The organism is Nitrospira sp. MA-1 (assembly GCA_032139905.1).
Classification (GTDB): domain Bacteria; phylum Nitrospirota; class Nitrospiria; order Nitrospirales; family UBA8639; genus Nitrospira_E.
Genome location: JAQJDB010000006.1, coordinates 196,918 through 214,489, shown reverse-complemented (window position 1 = coordinate 214,489; position 17,572 = coordinate 196,918). Strand labels below are relative to the sequence as shown.

20 protein-coding genes are annotated in these 17,572 nt (G+C 49.1%); 6 read left to right on the top strand and 14 right to left on the bottom strand.

What is annotated here, in order from left to right; genetic code table 11:
- Positions 1-11 precede the first annotated feature (11 nt).
- From plsX to PJI16_08280, 14 genes are all read right to left on the bottom strand, one after another.
- Positions 12-1,007, bottom strand: coding sequence for a phosphate acyltransferase PlsX (gene plsX, locus PJI16_08345; protein MDT3777568.1), 996 nt, complete (start codon positions 1,005-1,007; stop codon positions 12-14).
- A 45-nt stretch (positions 1,008-1,052) separates the two neighbouring features.
- The gene (gene rpmF / locus PJI16_08340; protein MDT3777567.1) at positions 1,053-1,235 is read right to left on the bottom strand and encodes a 50S ribosomal protein L32; all 183 of its coding nucleotides are present in this window, start codon (positions 1,233-1,235) and stop codon (positions 1,053-1,055) included.
- Between the two features lie 38 nt (positions 1,236-1,273).
- Positions 1,274-1,894, bottom strand: a complete 621-nt coding sequence (locus PJI16_08335; protein ID MDT3777566.1) for a DUF177 domain-containing protein — start codon at positions 1,892-1,894, stop codon at positions 1,274-1,276.
- Positions 1,895-1,950: 56 nt separating this feature from the next.
- Complete coding sequence (gene rpsR, locus PJI16_08330; protein MDT3777565.1) at positions 1,951-2,202, bottom strand: 30S ribosomal protein S18; 252 nt, start codon at positions 2,200-2,202, stop codon at positions 1,951-1,953.
- Positions 2,202-2,612 carry a single-stranded DNA-binding protein gene (locus PJI16_08325; protein ID MDT3777564.1) on the bottom strand — a complete coding sequence of 137 codons (411 nt, stop codon included), beginning with the start codon at positions 2,610-2,612 and terminating at the stop codon, positions 2,202-2,204. Before PJI16_08325 ends, rpsR begins: the two co-directional genes overlap by 1 nt.
- Positions 2,596-2,955 carry a 30S ribosomal protein S6 gene (gene rpsF, locus PJI16_08320; protein ID MDT3777563.1) on the bottom strand — a complete coding sequence of 120 codons (360 nt, stop codon included), beginning with the start codon at positions 2,953-2,955 and terminating at the stop codon, positions 2,596-2,598. The genes PJI16_08325 and rpsF overlap by 17 nt, the downstream gene beginning before the upstream one ends.
- Positions 2,956-3,165: 210 nt before the next feature.
- Positions 3,166-3,735 carry an aminoacyl-tRNA hydrolase gene (pth, locus tag PJI16_08315; protein ID MDT3777562.1) on the bottom strand — a complete coding sequence of 190 codons (570 nt, stop codon included), beginning with the start codon at positions 3,733-3,735 and terminating at the stop codon, positions 3,166-3,168.
- A gap of 12 nt (positions 3,736-3,747) precedes the next feature.
- Entirely contained in the window at positions 3,748-4,446 is a 699-nt protein-coding gene (locus PJI16_08310; GenBank protein ID MDT3777561.1) for a 50S ribosomal protein L25, read from the bottom strand.
- A gap of 48 nt (positions 4,447-4,494) precedes the next feature.
- Positions 4,495-5,436, bottom strand: a complete 942-nt coding sequence (locus tag PJI16_08305) for a ribose-phosphate pyrophosphokinase (protein MDT3777560.1) — start codon at positions 5,434-5,436, stop codon at positions 4,495-4,497.
- Between the two features lie 111 nt (positions 5,437-5,547).
- Complete coding sequence (ispE, locus tag PJI16_08300; GenBank protein MDT3777559.1) at positions 5,548-6,480, bottom strand: 4-(cytidine 5'-diphospho)-2-C-methyl-D-erythritol kinase; 933 nt, start codon at positions 6,478-6,480, stop codon at positions 5,548-5,550.
- A gap of 33 nt (positions 6,481-6,513) precedes the next feature.
- The gene (locus PJI16_08295) at positions 6,514-7,746 is read right to left on the bottom strand and encodes a type II secretion system F family protein (protein ID MDT3777558.1); all 1,233 of its coding nucleotides are present in this window, start codon (positions 7,744-7,746) and stop codon (positions 6,514-6,516) included.
- A gap of 54 nt (positions 7,747-7,800) precedes the next feature.
- On the bottom strand, positions 7,801-8,913 hold the full coding sequence (locus PJI16_08290) for a type IV pilus twitching motility protein PilT (protein MDT3777557.1): 1,113 nt from the start codon (positions 8,911-8,913) through the stop codon (positions 7,801-7,803).
- 24 nt (positions 8,914-8,937) lie between these two features.
- On the bottom strand, positions 8,938-10,755 hold the full coding sequence (locus PJI16_08285) for an ATPase, T2SS/T4P/T4SS family (protein ID MDT3777556.1): 1,818 nt from the start codon (positions 10,753-10,755) through the stop codon (positions 8,938-8,940).
- A gap of 20 nt (positions 10,756-10,775) precedes the next feature.
- Entirely contained in the window at positions 10,776-11,348 is a 573-nt protein-coding gene (locus PJI16_08280) for a CDP-alcohol phosphatidyltransferase family protein (protein ID MDT3777555.1), read from the bottom strand.
- 170 nt (positions 11,349-11,518) lie between these two features.
- Here PJI16_08280 and PJI16_08275 point away from each other — a divergent pair, with 170 nt between their 5' ends.
- The 6 genes from PJI16_08275 to mgtE all read left to right on the top strand — a co-directional run bounded on the left by PJI16_08275 (position 11,519) and on the right by mgtE (position 17,451).
- On the top strand, positions 11,519-11,836 hold the full coding sequence (locus PJI16_08275; protein MDT3777554.1) for a hypothetical protein: 318 nt from the start codon (positions 11,519-11,521) through the stop codon (positions 11,834-11,836).
- Between the two features lie 577 nt (positions 11,837-12,413).
- Positions 12,414-13,295: a mechanosensitive ion channel gene (locus tag PJI16_08270; GenBank protein ID MDT3777553.1), complete on the top strand. Its 882-nt coding sequence runs from the start codon at positions 12,414-12,416 to the stop codon at positions 13,293-13,295.
- A 453-nt stretch (positions 13,296-13,748) separates the two neighbouring features.
- Positions 13,749-14,225, top strand: a complete 477-nt coding sequence (locus PJI16_08265; protein MDT3777552.1) for a hypothetical protein — start codon at positions 13,749-13,751, stop codon at positions 14,223-14,225.
- Between the two features lie 223 nt (positions 14,226-14,448).
- Positions 14,449-15,282 carry a hypothetical protein gene (locus tag PJI16_08260; protein MDT3777551.1) on the top strand — a complete coding sequence of 278 codons (834 nt, stop codon included), beginning with the start codon at positions 14,449-14,451 and terminating at the stop codon, positions 15,280-15,282.
- Positions 15,283-15,286: 4 nt separating this feature from the next.
- A complete protein-coding gene (locus tag PJI16_08255; GenBank protein ID MDT3777550.1) occupies positions 15,287-16,150 on the top strand; it encodes a CBS domain-containing protein in 864 nt (287 codons plus the stop codon).
- Positions 16,147-17,451: a magnesium transporter gene (mgtE, locus tag PJI16_08250; protein ID MDT3777549.1), complete on the top strand. Its 1,305-nt coding sequence runs from the start codon at positions 16,147-16,149 to the stop codon at positions 17,449-17,451. The genes PJI16_08255 and mgtE overlap by 4 nt, the downstream gene beginning before the upstream one ends.
- Positions 17,452-17,572: the final 121 nt, after the last annotated feature.

Below are 17,572 nucleotides of genomic sequence, written 5' to 3'. Positions count from 1 at the left end.
CCTATTTTAATTCACCTGCACCCATGTGCAATATCGCCTCGGATTTCCTCAATCAAACCACCTTCCGCCAAAGACTGGGCTCGAAGAATCGCATTTTTAATCGCCTTCGATGAGGAACGACCATGACAGATCATACTGATACCTTCAACCCCCAAAAGAGGAGCTCCGCCAAATTCGGCATAATCGGTTTTTCGCCGTAACCGCAGAAGGGGTCCGGCCACAAACAGATAGGAAAGCCGACCAAGAGCTGACTGGGCAATTTCTTTCATCAGCATTTTTTTTATCGCATCCGCCAACCCTTCAGAAATTTTCAAGGCTACATTGCCAATAAATCCATCCGTCACAATGACATCGGCATTCCCACTATAGACATCCCGCCCTTCAACATTACCAATGAAATTAATGGGGCTATCCTTCAACAATTTAAAGGTTTCTTTTGTAACCTCATTCCCTTTTGTATCTTCTTCTCCAATACTTAATAGCCCTACCCGTGGACGATCATTTCCTAGGAGATGCCTCCCATATTCATGCCCCATGATTCCAAACTGGAAGAGTTGTTTGGCGGTACAATCAACAGTGGCACCGACATCCAACATGATTGCCTTGCCCTGGCGAGTCGGCAATGTCGCGGCGATTGCGGGGCGTTCAACCCCTTGAATCAATCCCAAAAGAAAAAACGCTGACACCATGGTGGCACCGGTATTTCCTGCAGACACCAACGCATCGGCCTGTTTATTTTTAACTAATTCTGTGGCTTTCCATATGGAAGAATCTCGTTTTTTTCTGGCAATCAACGCTGGAGACTCATGCATATCCACGACTTGTGGGGCATGAAAAATTTCAATGCCGGCTTTGGTACCGCCGAGTTTGTCCAGATGAGATTGGAGAGATGGTTCGTCTCCGACCAGGATAATCGAGAGAGAGGATTCCCTTGTAGCCTGTATGGCTCCTTCGACATTGGGAGATAATCCATGATCCCCCCCCATCGCGTCCACGGCTATTTTCATGGGTTTGGTGCTAAAAGATGACTGGCTCGAGAAGAAAAATGCCGTTTATCCCTCTTCAACCGAAATAATGGCGATCCCTTTATAGGTCCCACAATTCAGGCATGTCGTATGAGATGGCTTGGGCTCATGACATTGAGGGCACGTAGACAAATTAGGCGGGCTGAGCTTGAGATGGGATCGCCGTTTATCCCGTCGGGCTTTAGAAATTTTGTGTTTGGGATTTGCCATAATAGTCCAACTTTTCAATTAAGAGGTGACTGATGCCTTCACGATCCCCTTCGAACGGAAGCGGGAGAGCGCTTGGATGGATTTTTTTTTGATATTGTTTGCTGGAAATTTGGCACCGGGTCTGAGTCTGTAACCGGGGTACAACACCCACAAATGCCATCATTTAAATTATTCCCACATACCTGGCACAACCCGAGACAATTTTTATTGCACAAGGACTGGAGAGGGCTAGCAAGAATGACTTGCTCTCGAATAGCTGGAAGGAGGTCGATTTCATTTCCTGAAATAGGGTAAACATCCTCCTCGTTGGCATCTTCCTCGACGGGTTTATCGCCCCCCTTCACTCCTTTGCCTTTATCCCTGTGCGGCACGATCACTTTTACCGCTTTCACCGCTTTTTTAAATTCAACCTCGCACGATAATGACAGATCTTCTTCAAATTGATCGAGGCAACGAACACATTCCCTGGCCATCCTTCCACTAATTTTACCTTGAAAATATGCTGATAGCTCCCCAGTCAAAAACAACTCTCCATGACAGCTTAAGCTACCAATTGGGCTTCCCTCATAACTGGATAACGATAAGGCCGATGGCTCTACCTCATGATGAATTTGAAGCCCAGCCGGGGGCACATCCAGTAGATTGAAAATTATCGACATTTCACAACCCCGTCACTCTACCCTCTACTGCCCCATATCAAAGAAAACTGTTGACCTCAGTGTTCTTCTGCAAATGAAAGGATAGCAACATGCCTGGCACGCTTAATCGCTTGGGTTAATTTCCTTTGATGCCGCAAGCAATTTCCAGATGTCCGACGAGGAATAATGCGTCCGCGTTCCGTGAGGAAATTCCTCAATAGATTTGCATCCTTGTAATCCAATGGTGTTTTATCGAAGCAAAAGCGGCACACTCTTTTCCGCTGAAACAATCTTCCTTTTTCCACAGAAACCTCTCCTCGGCTAAAAATTAGGGCATTGGGTCAGGATAATACTCTTCCGAATCATAGGGAGACTCCTCAGAAACTCCTGACCCAGAGCTACCGGAGGATGACTTTTTCGGCAAGAACGTTACTGTTTGAGCTACCACTTCATGTTTGCTTCGCTTCTGCCCGTCGTCCGTTTCCCATCGCCGTTGTTGTAGACGACCATCAACGATGGCCCCGTCACCTTTATTGAGGTACTGCCCACAATGTTCGGCCTGTCGCCCGAACACGACAATATCAACATAACAGACCTCTTCTTTTGGCTCATCGCCCTGACGGTATCGGCGATTCACCGCTAACGGGAAATTAACCACAGGAGTGCCGCTGGGTGTATACCGAAGCTCAGGATCTCTGGTCAGATTTCCAATCAAAATGACTTTATTGAATCCCACCATCTCCAGCATCCTCTCCACTTGCTTCAGCTTCCGTTTCAGCGACGGCAACCAAATCACTTGGGTTCAGCCGTACGGTCATAAACTTCATTACCTGATCTTCCATACGCTGAAAGCGCTCCAACTCAAATACAACGGTAGGAGGGCCTTCGAATTGAACCGTGATATAGGTCCCCTTCCGTTCGTGTTGAATATCGTAGGCCAATTTTTTCTTCCCGCTATTATCGAAATTTAAAATAGTGGCCCCAGCCTGACCTAGGACTTCCTTCATTTTTTCAATCACTCGCTCATTTTCTGTTTCTGCTTGAACGGGACGAAGAATACACAGTGATTCATACAGTTTCATACATAACCTTTCCCTCTGACAGTATTTTTCTAGTTTTCAGGCAGAATAATCGTGTTGTACCACAAAAGGGGACTCAAGCTACCATAGGGTAAATTGGAGTGTCAAACTCTTATCTGGAAAAGAATCCGAACAATCACATACTAAAAACTTGATACAAATTTTCAAGTAAAGTAGGGCTGTTGCCAGGAAAACTGACCAATCCACGAATACTTACAGACCCTCCTCAGAAGATCGCACATGAAATCGATTCATGGCAATGTCTGGCCCCTCACAAATCAGGCATTCCAACGAATCAATGGCCTTCGGAAGAATTGAGGTAATTTTTTCCCACTCTTCTGATAAAAACGGTGAGAGTACAAAATTCGCAAGGCTGTCATTATTCTGAGGACGCCCTATTCCAACCTTGACCCTGGAAAATTCTTCTGTCCCCACGCACGATAAAACCGACCGCAGACCATTATGGCCACCTGCGCCCCCTCGGGTTTTGATCTTGATCGCTCCCAGAGATAAGTCCAGATCATCATGTACAACAATAAGATTAGGCGATTCCTGAGACAAATCCTGAATGACTGACCGAATCACCACCCCAGTTTGATTCATCCACGCCATGGGAAGAAGAAGCAAAACCGGATGGCCCTTAATCTCACCTTTTCCTAAAAACCCATGCTCCTGTTTGGCCAAAGCCACATTCCACCGATCCGCCGCCTGTTCAAGAACCATCCAGCCAATGTTGTGTCGCGTGTGTTTGTACGACTCTCCGGGATTCCCAAGTCCCACCACCAGATGCAAGGGTTACTTCTTGCCTTCTTTCGATTTACTATCTGACGCCGCCACAGCCCCAGCGGCCGCACCTTCAACCGCGGCTTTTTCTGCAGTGGCAACAGGAGCCCCTCCCTCAGCCGCCTCACGGGCCAGAAGGGACTCTAGCTTCGCCTCAGACATCTTCGTGGCTACATGGGCAACCATGAGATCCTCGTCATCCAAAATCTTGATACCTGCGGGAACTGCAACTTCTTTGACATACACACCATCACCGATCCCGAATCCGGAGGCATCAATTTCAATATGATCTGGAATTTGATCCGGCAAACACTCAATATGTAATTCGCGCAAAACCTGATGCAATATACCCCCCTCTTTCACACCAAGAGGGACTTCTCCGATAACCGTCACCGGAACTTTGACGCGAATGACCTTTTTCATCGAAACTTCAAGGAGATCCACGTGTAGAATTGCCCCGGTAATAGGGTCAATTTGGTGGTCTTGGAGTACCGCTATCCGTTCTTGTGCCCCGGAAATCCGAACAGTCAGCAACCCAGTATGGCCAACCTGAGAAATCACCAGACTTCTGGCTGTCTTATGGTCCATGGCCACAAATTCAGACTTTCCCCCTCCATAAAGGACTCCGGGAATTTTCCCTTGTCGCCGCAATTGCCTCGCCACGCCTTTTCCAGCCTGATCCCGTTTTTCTACTTCAAGTTCATATTTCATCGTCTTGACCTCTTCTAAAATGGAGTAAAAGAACAATTCCTTAGCTAATTACACAAACAAGGACGTCACCGATTCTTCACGATGAATCCTCAAAATCGCCTCACCCAACAAAGGAGCAACCGAGAGGGTCTTCAACTTTGGACATTGCTGATCCTTTCCATTCAAAGGAATGGTGTTCGTCACCATAACCTCCCGAAGGCAAGACGATTGCAACCGCTCCAGAGCGGGACCAGACAGGACTGCATGAGTACTCCCAGCCCAAGCCGACAGAGCTCCATTATCCATACAGGTTTGAGCCGTTTGAACAATGGTTCCGGCCGTATCAATCATGTCATCAAACAATAACGCGTGTTTATCCTGCACATCACCAATAATGTTCATCACTTCAGCCTGATTCGGCAATTCTCGCCGCTTATCAATAATCGCGAGGGAGGAATTCAGTCGTTTGGCAAATGCTCTCGCCCGCTCGACTCCTCCAGCATCAGGGGAAACGATCACCAAATCGGAAACATTTTGCTTTTTAATGTAGTCCAACATCACAGGCATTGCATAAAGGTGATCAACAGGAATATTGAAGAATCCTTGAATAGGTCCGGCATGAAGGTCCATAGTCAAAATGCGATTTGCGCCGGCGGCCGTAATCAAATCCGCAATTAATTTGGCACTAATGGGCACTCGGGGTTGATCTTTTCGATCTTGTCTCCCATATCCGTAATAAGGAATGACCGCTGTAATCCTGGATGCGGATGATCGTTTGACCGCATCGATCAGAAGCAGCAACTCCATGATCGAGGTATTCACCGGGTGGCAGCAGGATTGAATGAGAAAGACATCCCCTCCCCGCACATTCTCATCAATTCGAACCCTAATCTCCCCATCACTAAAAGTCGTAACCGTCGCCTGACTCAAATCCTGCCCAATATACTGGGAAATTTCTCTGGCCAACGCAAGGTTGGAGTTACCCGTGATCAATTTTAAATCTCGGAGCATGGTGGTAGTCTCAACTTGCCTAGGTGAACCTGAACCGTAGCAGATATTCCGGAAAAAAGCAGAGCAAAGGTAATTCTACAATCGGCGGCTTGTCAACTCAAATCACAGAATTTACATTTTGGAAGCCTGAGAAGAAGAGCCAACATGGATTACGTCATGGGGTAAATCCGTCGATCCCATCGGGATATCAAAGATCCGCCAACTAGTATCACGGCGCAACCGGGTGGAAGCGTGCCGAGCTTCCTCTTGAGTGTGGAAAACACCAAACACGGTGGCCCCACTACCTGATAATAGTGCGGCTTGAGCCCCAAAGGAAAGCAAAGTATCTTTAATAAATCCCAAAATGGGATAAAACGGGAACAAGGGCGCCTCAAAATCATTCTCCATTATCCCGATCACTTCCTCCCAGGATAGGCTCAATTCACGATCTATCTTCTTTGTAGAGTCATCTAAAGGACGAACAGTATCCCGTTGAGAGGCTAACTGCTTATATGCCCATTTTGTCTGAATAGGAAAGCCGGGATTGACAAGAACCACCCACCGTTCACCTTGGATGGAACAGGCCACCACATCCTGGCCCCACCCCCGAACCACTGCACAAGGTGCTCTAAAAAAAAAGGGAATATCACTTCCGAGTGTTGCACCCGCCTCACACAAGTCAGATAAAGTCCAATTCAACCCCAGCAAGTGAGCGAGGCCATACAAAGTGGCGGCGGCATCACTACTCCCACCTCCAAGACCAGCCGACAAGGGAATGACTTTGGTTAGCTCAATATCAACCCCTACAGTCTTTTCAGCCCGCTGAAGGACCAATTCAGCCGCCCGATAAACTAGATTTCCCTTATCCAAGGGCAACGGGGCATCTCCACACGTCAAGGCAAGGCCCTCCCGATCAGAGTGAAGTCTGATTCGGAGGAGATCAAAGACATCGACCGTATGCATGAGAGACCACAAATCATGATACCCATTGGGCAATTGATCCAATACCCGAATCAATAGATTCACTTTTGCCGGCGCCCTCACAACGATCTCAGTAACTGACATAGCACTCCCACTCACGACGAAATACCTTCAGATTTATCCAATAACTGATCCGATGGAAAAAATGGGAAGATACATGGCCACCACGACAAGAGCAATCCCACAGCCCACGACCAAGATAATAAACGGCTCCAACACCGACGTTAAAGTGGCTACCGTTCGATCGACCTCTTGCTCAAAGAAATCCGCAATTTTTTCCAGCATAACATCAATTGAACCGGTTGATTCTCCCACTTTGAGCATTTGGGGAACCATGGGCGGGAAAACCTGGCGTGCCCTCAAGGCCTCGGAAATGGGCATTCCATCTTGAACTGCTGTAGTCGCCAGCTTGATACTTTGCTCAAAAACCTTATTACCGGTCACCGTTCCTGCCACACCCAAGGCAGACAACAACGGGACCCCACGACGGACTAAAAACCCTAAGGTCCTGGAAAAGCGCACCGTTGCCGCCTTTTGGATCACGGATCCTAGAAGAGGGACCCGTAAGACCCACCCATCAAAGGCCTGCCGACTTTTCGGATTTTTCAGCATCCACCGGATACCCATTACTAAACTTCCCACGAAAATCGTCAACAGAAAAAAGTAATCTCTAACCCCTTCAGCCACGTCAATCACCACTTGCGTCAACCAGGGAAGGGATTCACCCATATCTTGGAATAAGCCAGAAAAAAGAGGGACAACCCAAATCAGCAAAAAGACCAGGACAATCATCGCGACAGTTACGAGCAAAGCCGGATAGGCTAAGCCAGAAAAAATTTTCGCCCGTAACTGAGCCTGCTTACCAAGATACACGGCAAGTTGGGTCAAACTTTCATCCAAACGACCCGTCGTCTCCCCCACTTCAACCATACTCCGATAAAATTCAGGGAAGACGGTTGGATGGCGCTTTAAAGCATGAGCCAACAAGGTTCCCCCCTCCACATCCTCTCGAATATGCTTGACAACCTGTTGCAAGGTCGGGCTTTCAGCTTCTGTGGAAAGAATATCCAGGCATTCCAAAAGAGGCACTCCCGCTCGAATCAAGGTTGCCAATTGATGGGTAAAGACCACCAATTCTTTACTTCTCACGGCTCGCCAAGTCCCCTGACGGTTCCAGCCGGTCACCAGGCAACTGAGATTGAATACCTTTTCGACTTTTTCCTGGAGACTGGTCACCAAAACGGCCTGCCTACGAAGGAGTTGTAAGGCCTCACTGGAAGTGCCAGCCAACACTTCCCCATGAACTGCCTGTCCTTTCAAGTTTTTCGCACGATATTCAAATCTCGGCATTTCGAATTAATGCTCGCTTTCTCTGAAGAAGATCCAAAAAGCAATCATTGACATCTACATCCGATTGCGCAACCTGGCCAACGACATCCCCCCAGACCGATCCCGGCCCGTGCGTTCTAATAACTTTGATAACTCATCGGGAAGTGTTGTGAGTCCCATAGCCAGCTCAGAGGATATCACTCCCTGGCCAGCTAAGTCGGCTAGAGCTTGATTCATGGTCTGCATGCCATATTGGGCTTGCCCCGTCTGCATCATGGAATACATTTGATGAATCTTGTCTTCCCGAATCAGGTTCCGAATGGCCGGGGAGGAAATCAGAATTTCCAAAGCCAGGACTCGGCCCTTTCCTTCGGAGCGAGGCAGGAGCCTCTGAGACAGAATACCTTCCAGAACCATCGATAACTGAATGCGAATTTCTTGTTGCTGGTGTGGGGGAAACACCGAGACCAATCGTGTCAGTGTGTGAATTGCAGAATTCGTGTGCAATGTGGCCACCGTCAGATGACCGGTTTCGGCCATTGTAAGGGCCGCCTGAATGGTCTCTAGATCTCGCAATTCTCCCAAAAACACCACATCGGGATCCTGCCGTAAGATGCCTTTCAAGGCGGATTGGAAATCGCGGACATCGGATCCGACTTCCATTTGAGACACCAGGCTCTTTTTGTGTGCATGGAGAATCTCAATGGGATCTTCCAACGAAATAATATGAGCACGCCGCTCCTCATTAATATGATCTAGCATTGAGGCCAATGTCGTACTTTTTCCGCTTCCCGTCGGCCCGGTTACCAAAATCAGCCCTTGGGGCTTCCTCATCAGCTCCTCAACAATAGGCGGAAGGCCTAATGCTACAAACGTCGGAATCTCAACGGATACTGCCCGAATGGCCAGGGCCAAGGATCCCCGCTGGGTATAGACATGGACCCGAAACCGACCAATAGCGGGAACGCTGTATGCTCCATCCCACTCTCCGGCCTCCATAACCTGATGATGTTGTGCTTCCGTCAACAGACTCGCTGTTAACCGGGAAATGTCCTGGCTGACCAATACTGGAAACTCCATAGGACGTAAATGCCCGTCCACTCGAAGTCGGGGCACACTACCGGAGACCAGGTGCAAATCGGATCCACCCTGGCGGCATAATTCATCTAGAAGTACAGTCAATTCCATTAGTCGACCGGTCTACTGGGATAATTACACAAAAGCATCAGACCTCGTTTCAGAAAATACTTCGCCGACAGTGGTCAAGCCACCTTGAACAGCCGCCATCCCCGCCTGTCTAAGTGTGCGAAATCCTTCGCTTATCGCACAGGCAATCAAGTCATTCGTCGATACTCGGGCCAAAATTTTTTCATGGAGCCCTTCAAAAATAGGCAAGGTCTCAAATAAGGCCATACGTCCTTTAAATCCAGTCAGGTGGCAGGACGCACACCCACGCCCTTTCATTGCTTGAACCGCACCAAACTCATTCTCATCAATCCCCAGTTCCCGCAGCTGAAATTGGGATACCGTATCCGGCTCCCGACAATGATCACAAATTTTCCGTACTAATCGTTGACCCACAATGAGCGAAACGGCGGAAGACACCAAAAACGGCTCAATGCTCATATCGATGAGGCGGGCAATCGCCCCTGGGGCATTCATGGTATGCAGGGTCGAAAGAACTCGATGGCCAGTCAGAGAAGCCTGAATCGCGATTTGCGCGGTTTCCCGATCACGAATTTCCCCCACCATCATGACGTCAGGATCCTGCCGCAGAAAAGCACGCAATCCGGCGGCAAAATTCAATCCAATCTCTTCATGAATTTGCATCTGATTGATGCCCTGGATTTGGTATTCCACAGGATCTTCGACAGTGACAATATTCATCTGGGGAGTGTTCAGAAATTGTAACGCGCTATAAAGGGTTGTCGTCTTTCCGCTCCCCGTAGGCCCTGTCACCAGGATCATCCCATAGGGATTTTCCAGGGCCGTCGTGACCCGATCTAAATCAGGCTGATTGAGCCCGATATTGGTCAAATGCAATGCAAGCCCTGACTGATTCAGAAGACGCAGAACCGCTTTTTCCCCAAACAAACACGGCAGAATTGCTACTCGAATATCGACGTGGGGAAAGCCCTCCACCTTCATCCGTCCATCTTGGGGTAACCGACGCTCCGCAATATCCAGATCGGAAAGAATTTTCACTCTGGCAAGTAATGCCTGATGAAGATCTTTAGGCAGATTTTGAATCGGGCACAAGACACCATCCAATCGAAAACGAACCCGGATCATGGTCTCCATCGGCTCAATATGAATATCACTCGCCTCCATTCCAATGGCCTGCTGAACAAGACCATTTACAACCTCCACAGCTGAAGAATCTTTATCAATTTTGATATGACGCTTCACACGAGACATCTCTGCATTGCCCTGAAGAAGGCTCGATCTTTCTTCACCATTCAACCCGTTCGGAGAGGCACAGACAGGGCCGGCAGGCTTCCCCATCGAATTGGGTGACATCCGGTCGCTATCTCCGCGGTTTGTCAAATTACCCTGTTCATCTTTTTGCAGAGGTTCCGTGGTTGAGAAAGATCCATCTGGAGCCTGGGAATACATATGGGAGATCGCTGTCCGTAAATCCGACTCAGTAGCTACCATGGGAATGATGTGCAGCCCTGTCCGAAATCGCAAATCATCGAGCAAAGAGGCATTCGTAGGGTCGGCCATAGCCAGACTCAGGCGTGAAGTGGTTTTCCGCACCGGTAAAACGAGGTGCCGGCAGACAACGTCATAAGGAACCAACCCGCGAAGACTTCCATCAATTGAGCACGTAGACAATTCTACGGTGGCAACTCCATAGTGCTGGCTGAGAAACTCTAATAAAGTGGATTCAGACAGAACTCCCATCCGAACCAGAATGCTCCCGAGGCGCCCTCCTTCTCCCTGCTGAATATCAAGCGCCTGAGACAGATCATCGGAAGAGATCACTTTCGCATCCACCAGCTGTAGGCCGACACGCTCTCGATTCACCTGTATTCTCCCGTGTACTCTTATTTCTTGCCTGAAGAATTGAGCCGTTGAATACCCCGAAATAGATAATGCACTCCAGAACCGGTTGTCAGGATGACCATTACGGAAAGAAAAGGAATGATGCTTTCGGAAGGAACACGCCCGGTCGCAAAGAGAATCACCATGATGACATAGCAAATTTGTGCAAAGGTGGTACCCTTTCCCAACCAGGTGGGAGTAATATCGATGTCGATTTCGGTTAAATTAGCCAATATGGTCCCCGTGAGGAGAATGGCGTCGCGACTCACCACAAGAATTACTGCCCAGACAGGGATGAAGTGGAGCACAGATAAGGTCACAATGGCCGACATGAGGAGTAATTTGTCAGCCAGAGGATCGAGATACTCGCCGAGGCGAGTGCGCTGATCGGTGATACGGGCTATTGCCCCATCCAGCCCATCGGTCAATGCCGCGACTAACAATGTCACCAGGGCATAATCATAGTATTCGTAGAGCAAAAACCCAACGAAGACAGGAACAAGGAGAATCCGAAGGACGGTGAGACTGTTGGGAAGGTTGATTGGAATGTCGGCACCCGATGACTCGCGGAGCATTTCGCCACAACCCCTTTCTCGCAAACGAATTTTTCCCAAACGTAGGGAAGGGTACGTTGGGATTCTGAGGGAAGTCAACCACGCTTGCGACCCCCATCGAGGCAGCCTATAATCCGTTTCTATAGAAAGAAAAACACCTATACCCTATCGTTAAGCCGGAGCTAGAGCACATGACATCGCTTCCCTTATCCTTTCGAGTCAAAAATGCCGTCGTCGAAAAGCATCAATTGGAGGGCATGGACCCTAGTGACCGATATTTCAACCGAATGATCCCAATTAAACGGGTGGAACGCGGATACTCGGGAACAGTCATGTACGAAGCGCTGAATCTCCAGTCACAAGTCTATCGAACCGTGCAGGAAACACTGAAGGACATTACAGATCAACTTCGTGAATTGGGATTTTCCGCCATGCGCACCCGCCTCAATTTCAAAGGCCAGGCATACCTGGCAGAAAAAGAAACCTGGGTTGATTACATCGACGCCTAATCTGGGTACTCGCATCTAAGCCATCATCAATGATGTCCCTTCTATTCCGCCTAGTTTTTTTTAATGACACACAGCCGCCTGGTCCTTCCTTTGATTACCACACTCACTCCCTGAACAGCTTAACCGTATAAAACATTGTAAAATTTTGGGCACATGTGTCTGAGTGGCACTTCTCGACTCCGTGCCTGATGTTCTCTGGTCACGCTCTCACCAACTATCTATCTCTTTTCATAAAAAATTTGTTGTGTCCGTCTCACATCTCACCCTGTTCGGGTTGAAGTTTCCCCTAAACAAGTGTCTCACTTATTTTGACTACTTCAGAATCTGTTCTATCTGGCCTTTCTTTAGTCTCATGGGGCCTTACCACTGAGTTACACTTCCTTGTCCCCTCGCAAGCCTTTCATCTCAAGTGGCAGACTTCATCTGTCACAAGCTCTTCCTTCCGCTTTCTTCACCTCTATCTTTTCTGACATTTTTCTGGTTTATTCATCTAATCCAACACGGCCATGCCCCCCTAAAAGAGTTTCTTCAATAACAACCTGGCAGTATATCCATACCGCCTCAAAGGAGCACAACCATGGATCTTTCAACGGTCCTGAACGCATTGGATCACTTTTTCACCTATCCATTATTTACCGTCAACCAGACCCCGATTACCCTCTCGTCTCTGGCCTTCTTTGCGTTCATCATGGGTGGGTTTATGATAATCAACACCCTGATACGACGTTTTCTCAGCAACCAATTACTCAAACGCTCGAAGATGCCCAAGGCGACACAATACACCTTAACCCGGATTATTCAATATTTCCTGCTACTTATCGGGACCGTGATTGCATTTCAAGTCATCGGCGTCGACCTGAGCGGCCTTGTCGTCATTTTTGGATTTCTCTCCGTCGGAATCGGATTCGGCCTGCAAAACCTGACGTCCAATTTCATCGCGGGACTCATGTTGCTATTCGAACAACATATCCAAATTGGGGACCGGATCACCGTGGGAAACACTGAGGGAGATGTGGCAGAAATCAACATTCGATCCACCACTATTCGTTCTCTGAACAACGTGGCGATCGTCGTTCCCAACTCCGAATTTATCTCTTCCACGGTTATCAATTGGTCGCACGGTGACCCGAAAACCCGTTTGGAGATTGAGGTGGGAGTCTCTTACAATTCAGATTTAGACAAGGTGATCATGTCACTTTTGGAAGCAGCAAAAGAAAACCCTATGGTGTTACCGCACCCGGAGCCAAAGGCCTGGCTTATGGGTTTCGGAGATTCCGCCTGGAACATGCGATTAACAGCCTGGGTGGAAGATCCCCAAGGCAGGAGGCAGGTTCAATCCGATATAAATTGCGCCATCGTCAAGAAATTTCGGAAGAATGGTGTGGAAATTCCTTTCCCTCAAAGGGACCTTCACCTCCGAACCCCCATACCCTTGCCCATCGTATCGACCGGGACATAATGCCCCAATCGTCAATCGGATAGGAAGGTTTTCGAAAGCGTTAAGATATATCTGAATATAATTCCTCTTGCATGCTGTCTTCATCTTGCCCACACGGTGTTTGAGAAGCTCTCATAGCATTGCTAGAATGAACAAACAGACGACTTATGTCTCCCAAAAAGACGACCTTACAACCGGATCACCTCGCACCATACAGTGTTGCAATCATTCTTTCTATGTTGCCCCACGAACACTTAACAGATAACGATCCAGGCGCCAGCCGCGATTTCCCCAAAAATTGAAAAACGGCCATTACACGTCAACAGGCCAGGAAAGGTCCATGCGACAGAACCGGAGGCACCCTGTGTGGCTGCGAGTCTTTCATTTTTGGCGAGGTCCAACGCTCTTCACCTGATTTTTGGCCTGAATTAGGTAGAGCTCACAAATTCTTTTGCAACTCAGGAGAATATATTTATGAAATCCTTGATGGTCTACATGGCGGTGTTTGTCTTAGGAATAGGATTGGGTTTAGGGGCACCGGTTCTTGTCTCCCGATACGCTCAACCCTACCTACCCCAGTTTCTTCAGGAAACAGTTCATCCCCTGACCGGGACGGTCACGCATAAGGAACGCCAGCAGGACCGATTGTTAATGACGGTCACCACGAAAAACGGCACCATCCTGGCCACCTTTCAAAAACAGGTTCCGGAGATTGATTTACTTGTGGAGGAACAGGACTCTGTCACGTTGGACGTCAAGCAATATGAACCCTTCGTGACTGACCCACCGGTCATTAAAGTCAACAAACTCACACGGCAGGCTTCCGAACCGGACCACCCCTCACCTTCTTTAATTGAACCCGAACCTCTCGGGGACTCTCCGTTGAACGCGCCAGCCGCATCGGGAGAGACACCTGAGAACCCGGAACCTTCTCACCTCCCCCTCAATTAATGGTTGAGGGCAGAGGAGAAAAGGAAACCACACGGAATAAGAGGCGGGCTCACAACGCCGAATGCCACCCCAGGGAGGACATTCCCTCTCATGATGATTGAACACACCGTGAAATTCATCGATCCAGCAGGGGCAATAAGGAATTCCGTCTCTCTGCCCGCCTAGTTCTTTGTCGAAATGTAGACCCTGTTTCTGCTTATTTATTTCTAAGGAGGTCATTCCCGTGGATATCACCCTTTGGACCGCAACCCTTCAGGAATCATTTGAATACAGTTTCAAACTGTTTATGGCCTATCTCCCCAAAAGCCTGGGAGCCTTGATGTTGTTAGGACTGGGAATCTTATTGGGAAAAATCGTTGAAGCAGGAACGAGCCGGGTGCTGCATATGATCGGCGTCGATCGTCTACTGAGCGGCACGGGTGTTCTATCGCTGCTCAAAAAAATCGGCAGCCAAAAAACAATTTCACAAATTATCGGTCTTCTGGGATTTTGGCTGGTCTTTCTCCTCTTTCTGATTTCAGCCACCGAAGCATTAAGTCTAGCCCTCTTGTCCGAAACGTTAACCGGACTGGTCCACTATCTACCCAAAATTGGCATGGCTACACTAATTCTTGTTCTGGGCCTTCTGGCCACAAACTTTGTGCGGGATCTCATCTCTGTCGCATGCGATTCTTCTGGTATCCGGCAAGGCACCATTATCGCGCAAACGGTTTATATCGCCGCCACCCTGCTTGTTCTGGTGACGGCTATCAATGAGTTGGGGATTGACACGTCACTGCTTAACCAAATCATCGTCATTCTCATAGCCGGACTCATTGCCGGGGCCGCATTATCTTTTGGAATCGGTTCTCGTTCAGCTGTGAAAAATCTGATTGCCGCCCATTACATTCAACCCATTGTCCGATTAGGAGAAATTATTCAGGTCGGACCCTACACGGGCACCGTCACAGCCATAACCCCCATGGTCGTTGTCCTGGATACGGCGAAAGGACGGGTCGTGATTCCTGCCGCACAATTTACCGAGGTCACCAGCATTCTTTCTCCAAAAGAGGAGTAACCCGATGAATTTGGCCCAACAGCTTCGGCAAACCTTTATCCGGGAACATCCATCAGAGGCGGCACGATACGTGGAGGAACTTCCGGCTCAGTCAGCGGGAGAAATACTGCACACCATGGAGCCTCAACATATCGCCGATTTCCTGGAGTATTGTCTTCCCGGCCCAACAGCCGAAATTCTCAAACAGTACCCACCAGCAACCAGCGCGGGCATACTCGGACGATTATCCGCCCATTCGGCACGGGCAGTGCTTCGACAGTATGACTCATCTACGCAAGCCGCTCTGTTAGATCAGGTTGACCCGGCCATCGGAGCACATCTTCGTCGATCAATCAATTTACCCGATTATACCGCCGGCAGCCTCGCCGACCCGCATGTCCTGACGTTTCCCCCAGACATCACCGTGGCGAAGGCCTTACAGCGGACGACTCAAACTGTCGGCCAAGCCATCTACTATCTATACATCATCGATCATCAAACAAAATTACGGGGAGTCATCCTCATGAAAGAGTTGCTTGGAGCCGAACCTGCGACCACAGTATCTTCCATCATGCAGCAGAACGTGAAAACAATTCCGGCCTCGGCCAATGCCCTCGATATTGTCGCCCACCCCGCATGGGCTCAATACGACAGCCTTCCGGTCATCGATCAAGACCATACCTTTATTGGCGCTCTGCGACATCGAACATTGAGAAAATTTCTCCTGTCACGATCTGCTGAGTATCAACCGGCTTTTCTCTCCGACGCGCTCCTCCAGTTATGGGAAGCCTATTCCCTGTCCGGAATCGGACTAATGACCGCCTTGGGAGACGCCCTGAGCACATCCACACCGCCAAATTCTCCCCAGAAAGAACAGGACACACCATGACGACACCTGCAACGACTGAACAGATGCATCAGGCTTTTATTGCCAAATTCCCGGATGAAGCCGCCCATGTGTTTGAGTCCTATGATCCCCCGGAGGTGATCCCCATACTTGCCGATCTCCCCCCCCCCTTGATCGCAAAGATTCTCTCGGTCATGTCACCCTCATTGGCCGCTGACCTGCTCGAAATCGTTCCACAACCGTTACTCCTGAGTGCGCTTCCTCACCTCCAACCCGCCTTGGCCGCTTCTCTCCTCCAGCGAATGCCTGATGAGGTTCGTCTAGCCATTTTGGATGCCTTACCCCAGCATGTCTCCGCCGACATTGGACCATTCATGGAGTATTCGGAGGATTCGGTCGGCATGCTCATGGATGTCAAATTCTTTGCCCTCCCGGAAGACCTGACCGTCGAGGAAGCCATCCGACAGGTTCGCACCCATGACACCCAGCATCTCAATGAAATCTACATTATTGATCGCAGCCAGGTCCTCGTGGGCGTTCTATCCCTCAGAAATCTATTTTTAGCCTCTCCAAAGAAAAATCTGGCCGTCTTGATGAAGCGAGAAATACCCACCATTCATCCCCTGGAAAATCAGGAACAGGTTGTGGAGGTCTGTAACGAATGGAAAGTGCTGACTATTCCAGTCACCGATTTGGACGGCCGCCTGCTCGGGGTCATTAGCAGTCAAGATATCATTCAGGTTGAAAAGGAAGAGGCCACCATAAGCATGCAAACCATGGTGGGTGCCAGCAAGGACGAACGAGCCCTGTCGCCGCCGGGATTCGCCATCCGGAAACGTCTTCCCTGGCTACAAATTAATCTGCTCACAGCATTTCTAGCGGCGTTTGTTGTAGGGTTGTTCGAGAATACGATTGCGCAATTTACGGCCCTGGCCGTCCTGCTCCCCGTCGTAGCGGGGCAATCAGGAAATACGGGAGCTCAAGCGCTCGCGGTGGTCATGCGTGGGTTAGCGTTACGGGATATCCGTCCTTCCCAGTGGCTCCGCGTAACCCTAAAAGAGTCCTATGTCGCTTTGGCCAATGGTGTGGCTGTGGCCGCAACGACGTGTACCGCCGTATTTTTCTGGAGCCATTCCTGGGGATTAACCATGGTCATCGGTGTCTCTATGATCATCTCCATGGTCATGGCCGGGTTTTCCGGAGCAATCATTCCCATCATTCTTCGATCCCTGAAACAAGATCCGGCTCAATCCTCATCAATCATCTTAACCACCGTAACCGATGTGGCAGGATTTTTTAGTTTTTTGGGACTGGCCACGATTTTTTCCAGCCTTTTGGGTTAACTGGTAATCAGGGAATTATGAGAAATAAGGTCATGGTTTGAAAGCAGGATCGCCGGAAAATAACTATCCGGGATGAAGACACCTCCTTTCAAGGAAAGGCAGTCTAGGTGATGCGAATTCA

What these genes read in the sequence shown, in the direction of transcription:
- PJI16_08280 (MDT3777555.1), bottom strand. Translation starts at nt 11,348, where the DNA reads ATGCTCCGCGAGTCATCGGGTGCCGACATTCCAATCAACCTTCCCAAC.
- PJI16_08275 (MDT3777554.1), top strand. Translation starts at nt 11,519, where the DNA reads ATGACATCGCTTCCCTTATCCTTTCGAGTCAAAAATGCCGTCGTCGAA.
- PJI16_08270 (MDT3777553.1), top strand. Translation starts at nt 12,414, where the DNA reads ATGGATCTTTCAACGGTCCTGAACGCATTGGATCACTTTTTCACCTAT.
- PJI16_08335 (MDT3777566.1), bottom strand. Translation starts at nt 1,894, where the DNA reads ATGTCGATAATTTTCAATCTACTGGATGTGCCCCCGGCTGGGCTTCAA.
- plsX (MDT3777568.1), bottom strand. Translation starts at nt 1,007, where the DNA reads ATGAAAATAGCCGTGGACGCGATGGGGGGGGATCATGGATTATCTCCC.
- PJI16_08290 (MDT3777557.1), bottom strand. Translation starts at nt 8,913, where the DNA reads ATGGAATTGACTGTACTTCTAGATGAATTATGCCGCCAGGGTGGATCC.
- ispE (MDT3777559.1), bottom strand. Translation starts at nt 6,480, where the DNA reads ATGTCAGTTACTGAGATCGTTGTGAGGGCGCCGGCAAAAGTGAATCTA.
- PJI16_08265 (MDT3777552.1), top strand. Translation starts at nt 13,749, where the DNA reads ATGAAATCCTTGATGGTCTACATGGCGGTGTTTGTCTTAGGAATAGGA.
- PJI16_08305 (MDT3777560.1), bottom strand. Translation starts at nt 5,436, where the DNA reads ATGCTCCGAGATTTAAAATTGATCACGGGTAACTCCAACCTTGCGTTG.
- mgtE (MDT3777549.1), top strand. Translation starts at nt 16,147, where the DNA reads ATGACGACACCTGCAACGACTGAACAGATGCATCAGGCTTTTATTGCC.
- rpmF (MDT3777567.1), bottom strand. Translation starts at nt 1,235, where the DNA reads ATGGCAAATCCCAAACACAAAATTTCTAAAGCCCGACGGGATAAACGG.
- rpsF (MDT3777563.1), bottom strand. Translation starts at nt 2,955, where the DNA reads ATGAAACTGTATGAATCACTGTGTATTCTTCGTCCCGTTCAAGCAGAA.
- PJI16_08295 (MDT3777558.1), bottom strand. Translation starts at nt 7,746, where the DNA reads ATGCCGAGATTTGAATATCGTGCGAAAAACTTGAAAGGACAGGCAGTT.
- PJI16_08325 (MDT3777564.1), bottom strand. Translation starts at nt 2,612, where the DNA reads ATGGTGGGATTCAATAAAGTCATTTTGATTGGAAATCTGACCAGAGAT.
- PJI16_08310 (MDT3777561.1), bottom strand. Translation starts at nt 4,446, where the DNA reads ATGAAATATGAACTTGAAGTAGAAAAACGGGATCAGGCTGGAAAAGGC.
- PJI16_08255 (MDT3777550.1), top strand. Translation starts at nt 15,287, where the DNA reads ATGAATTTGGCCCAACAGCTTCGGCAAACCTTTATCCGGGAACATCCA.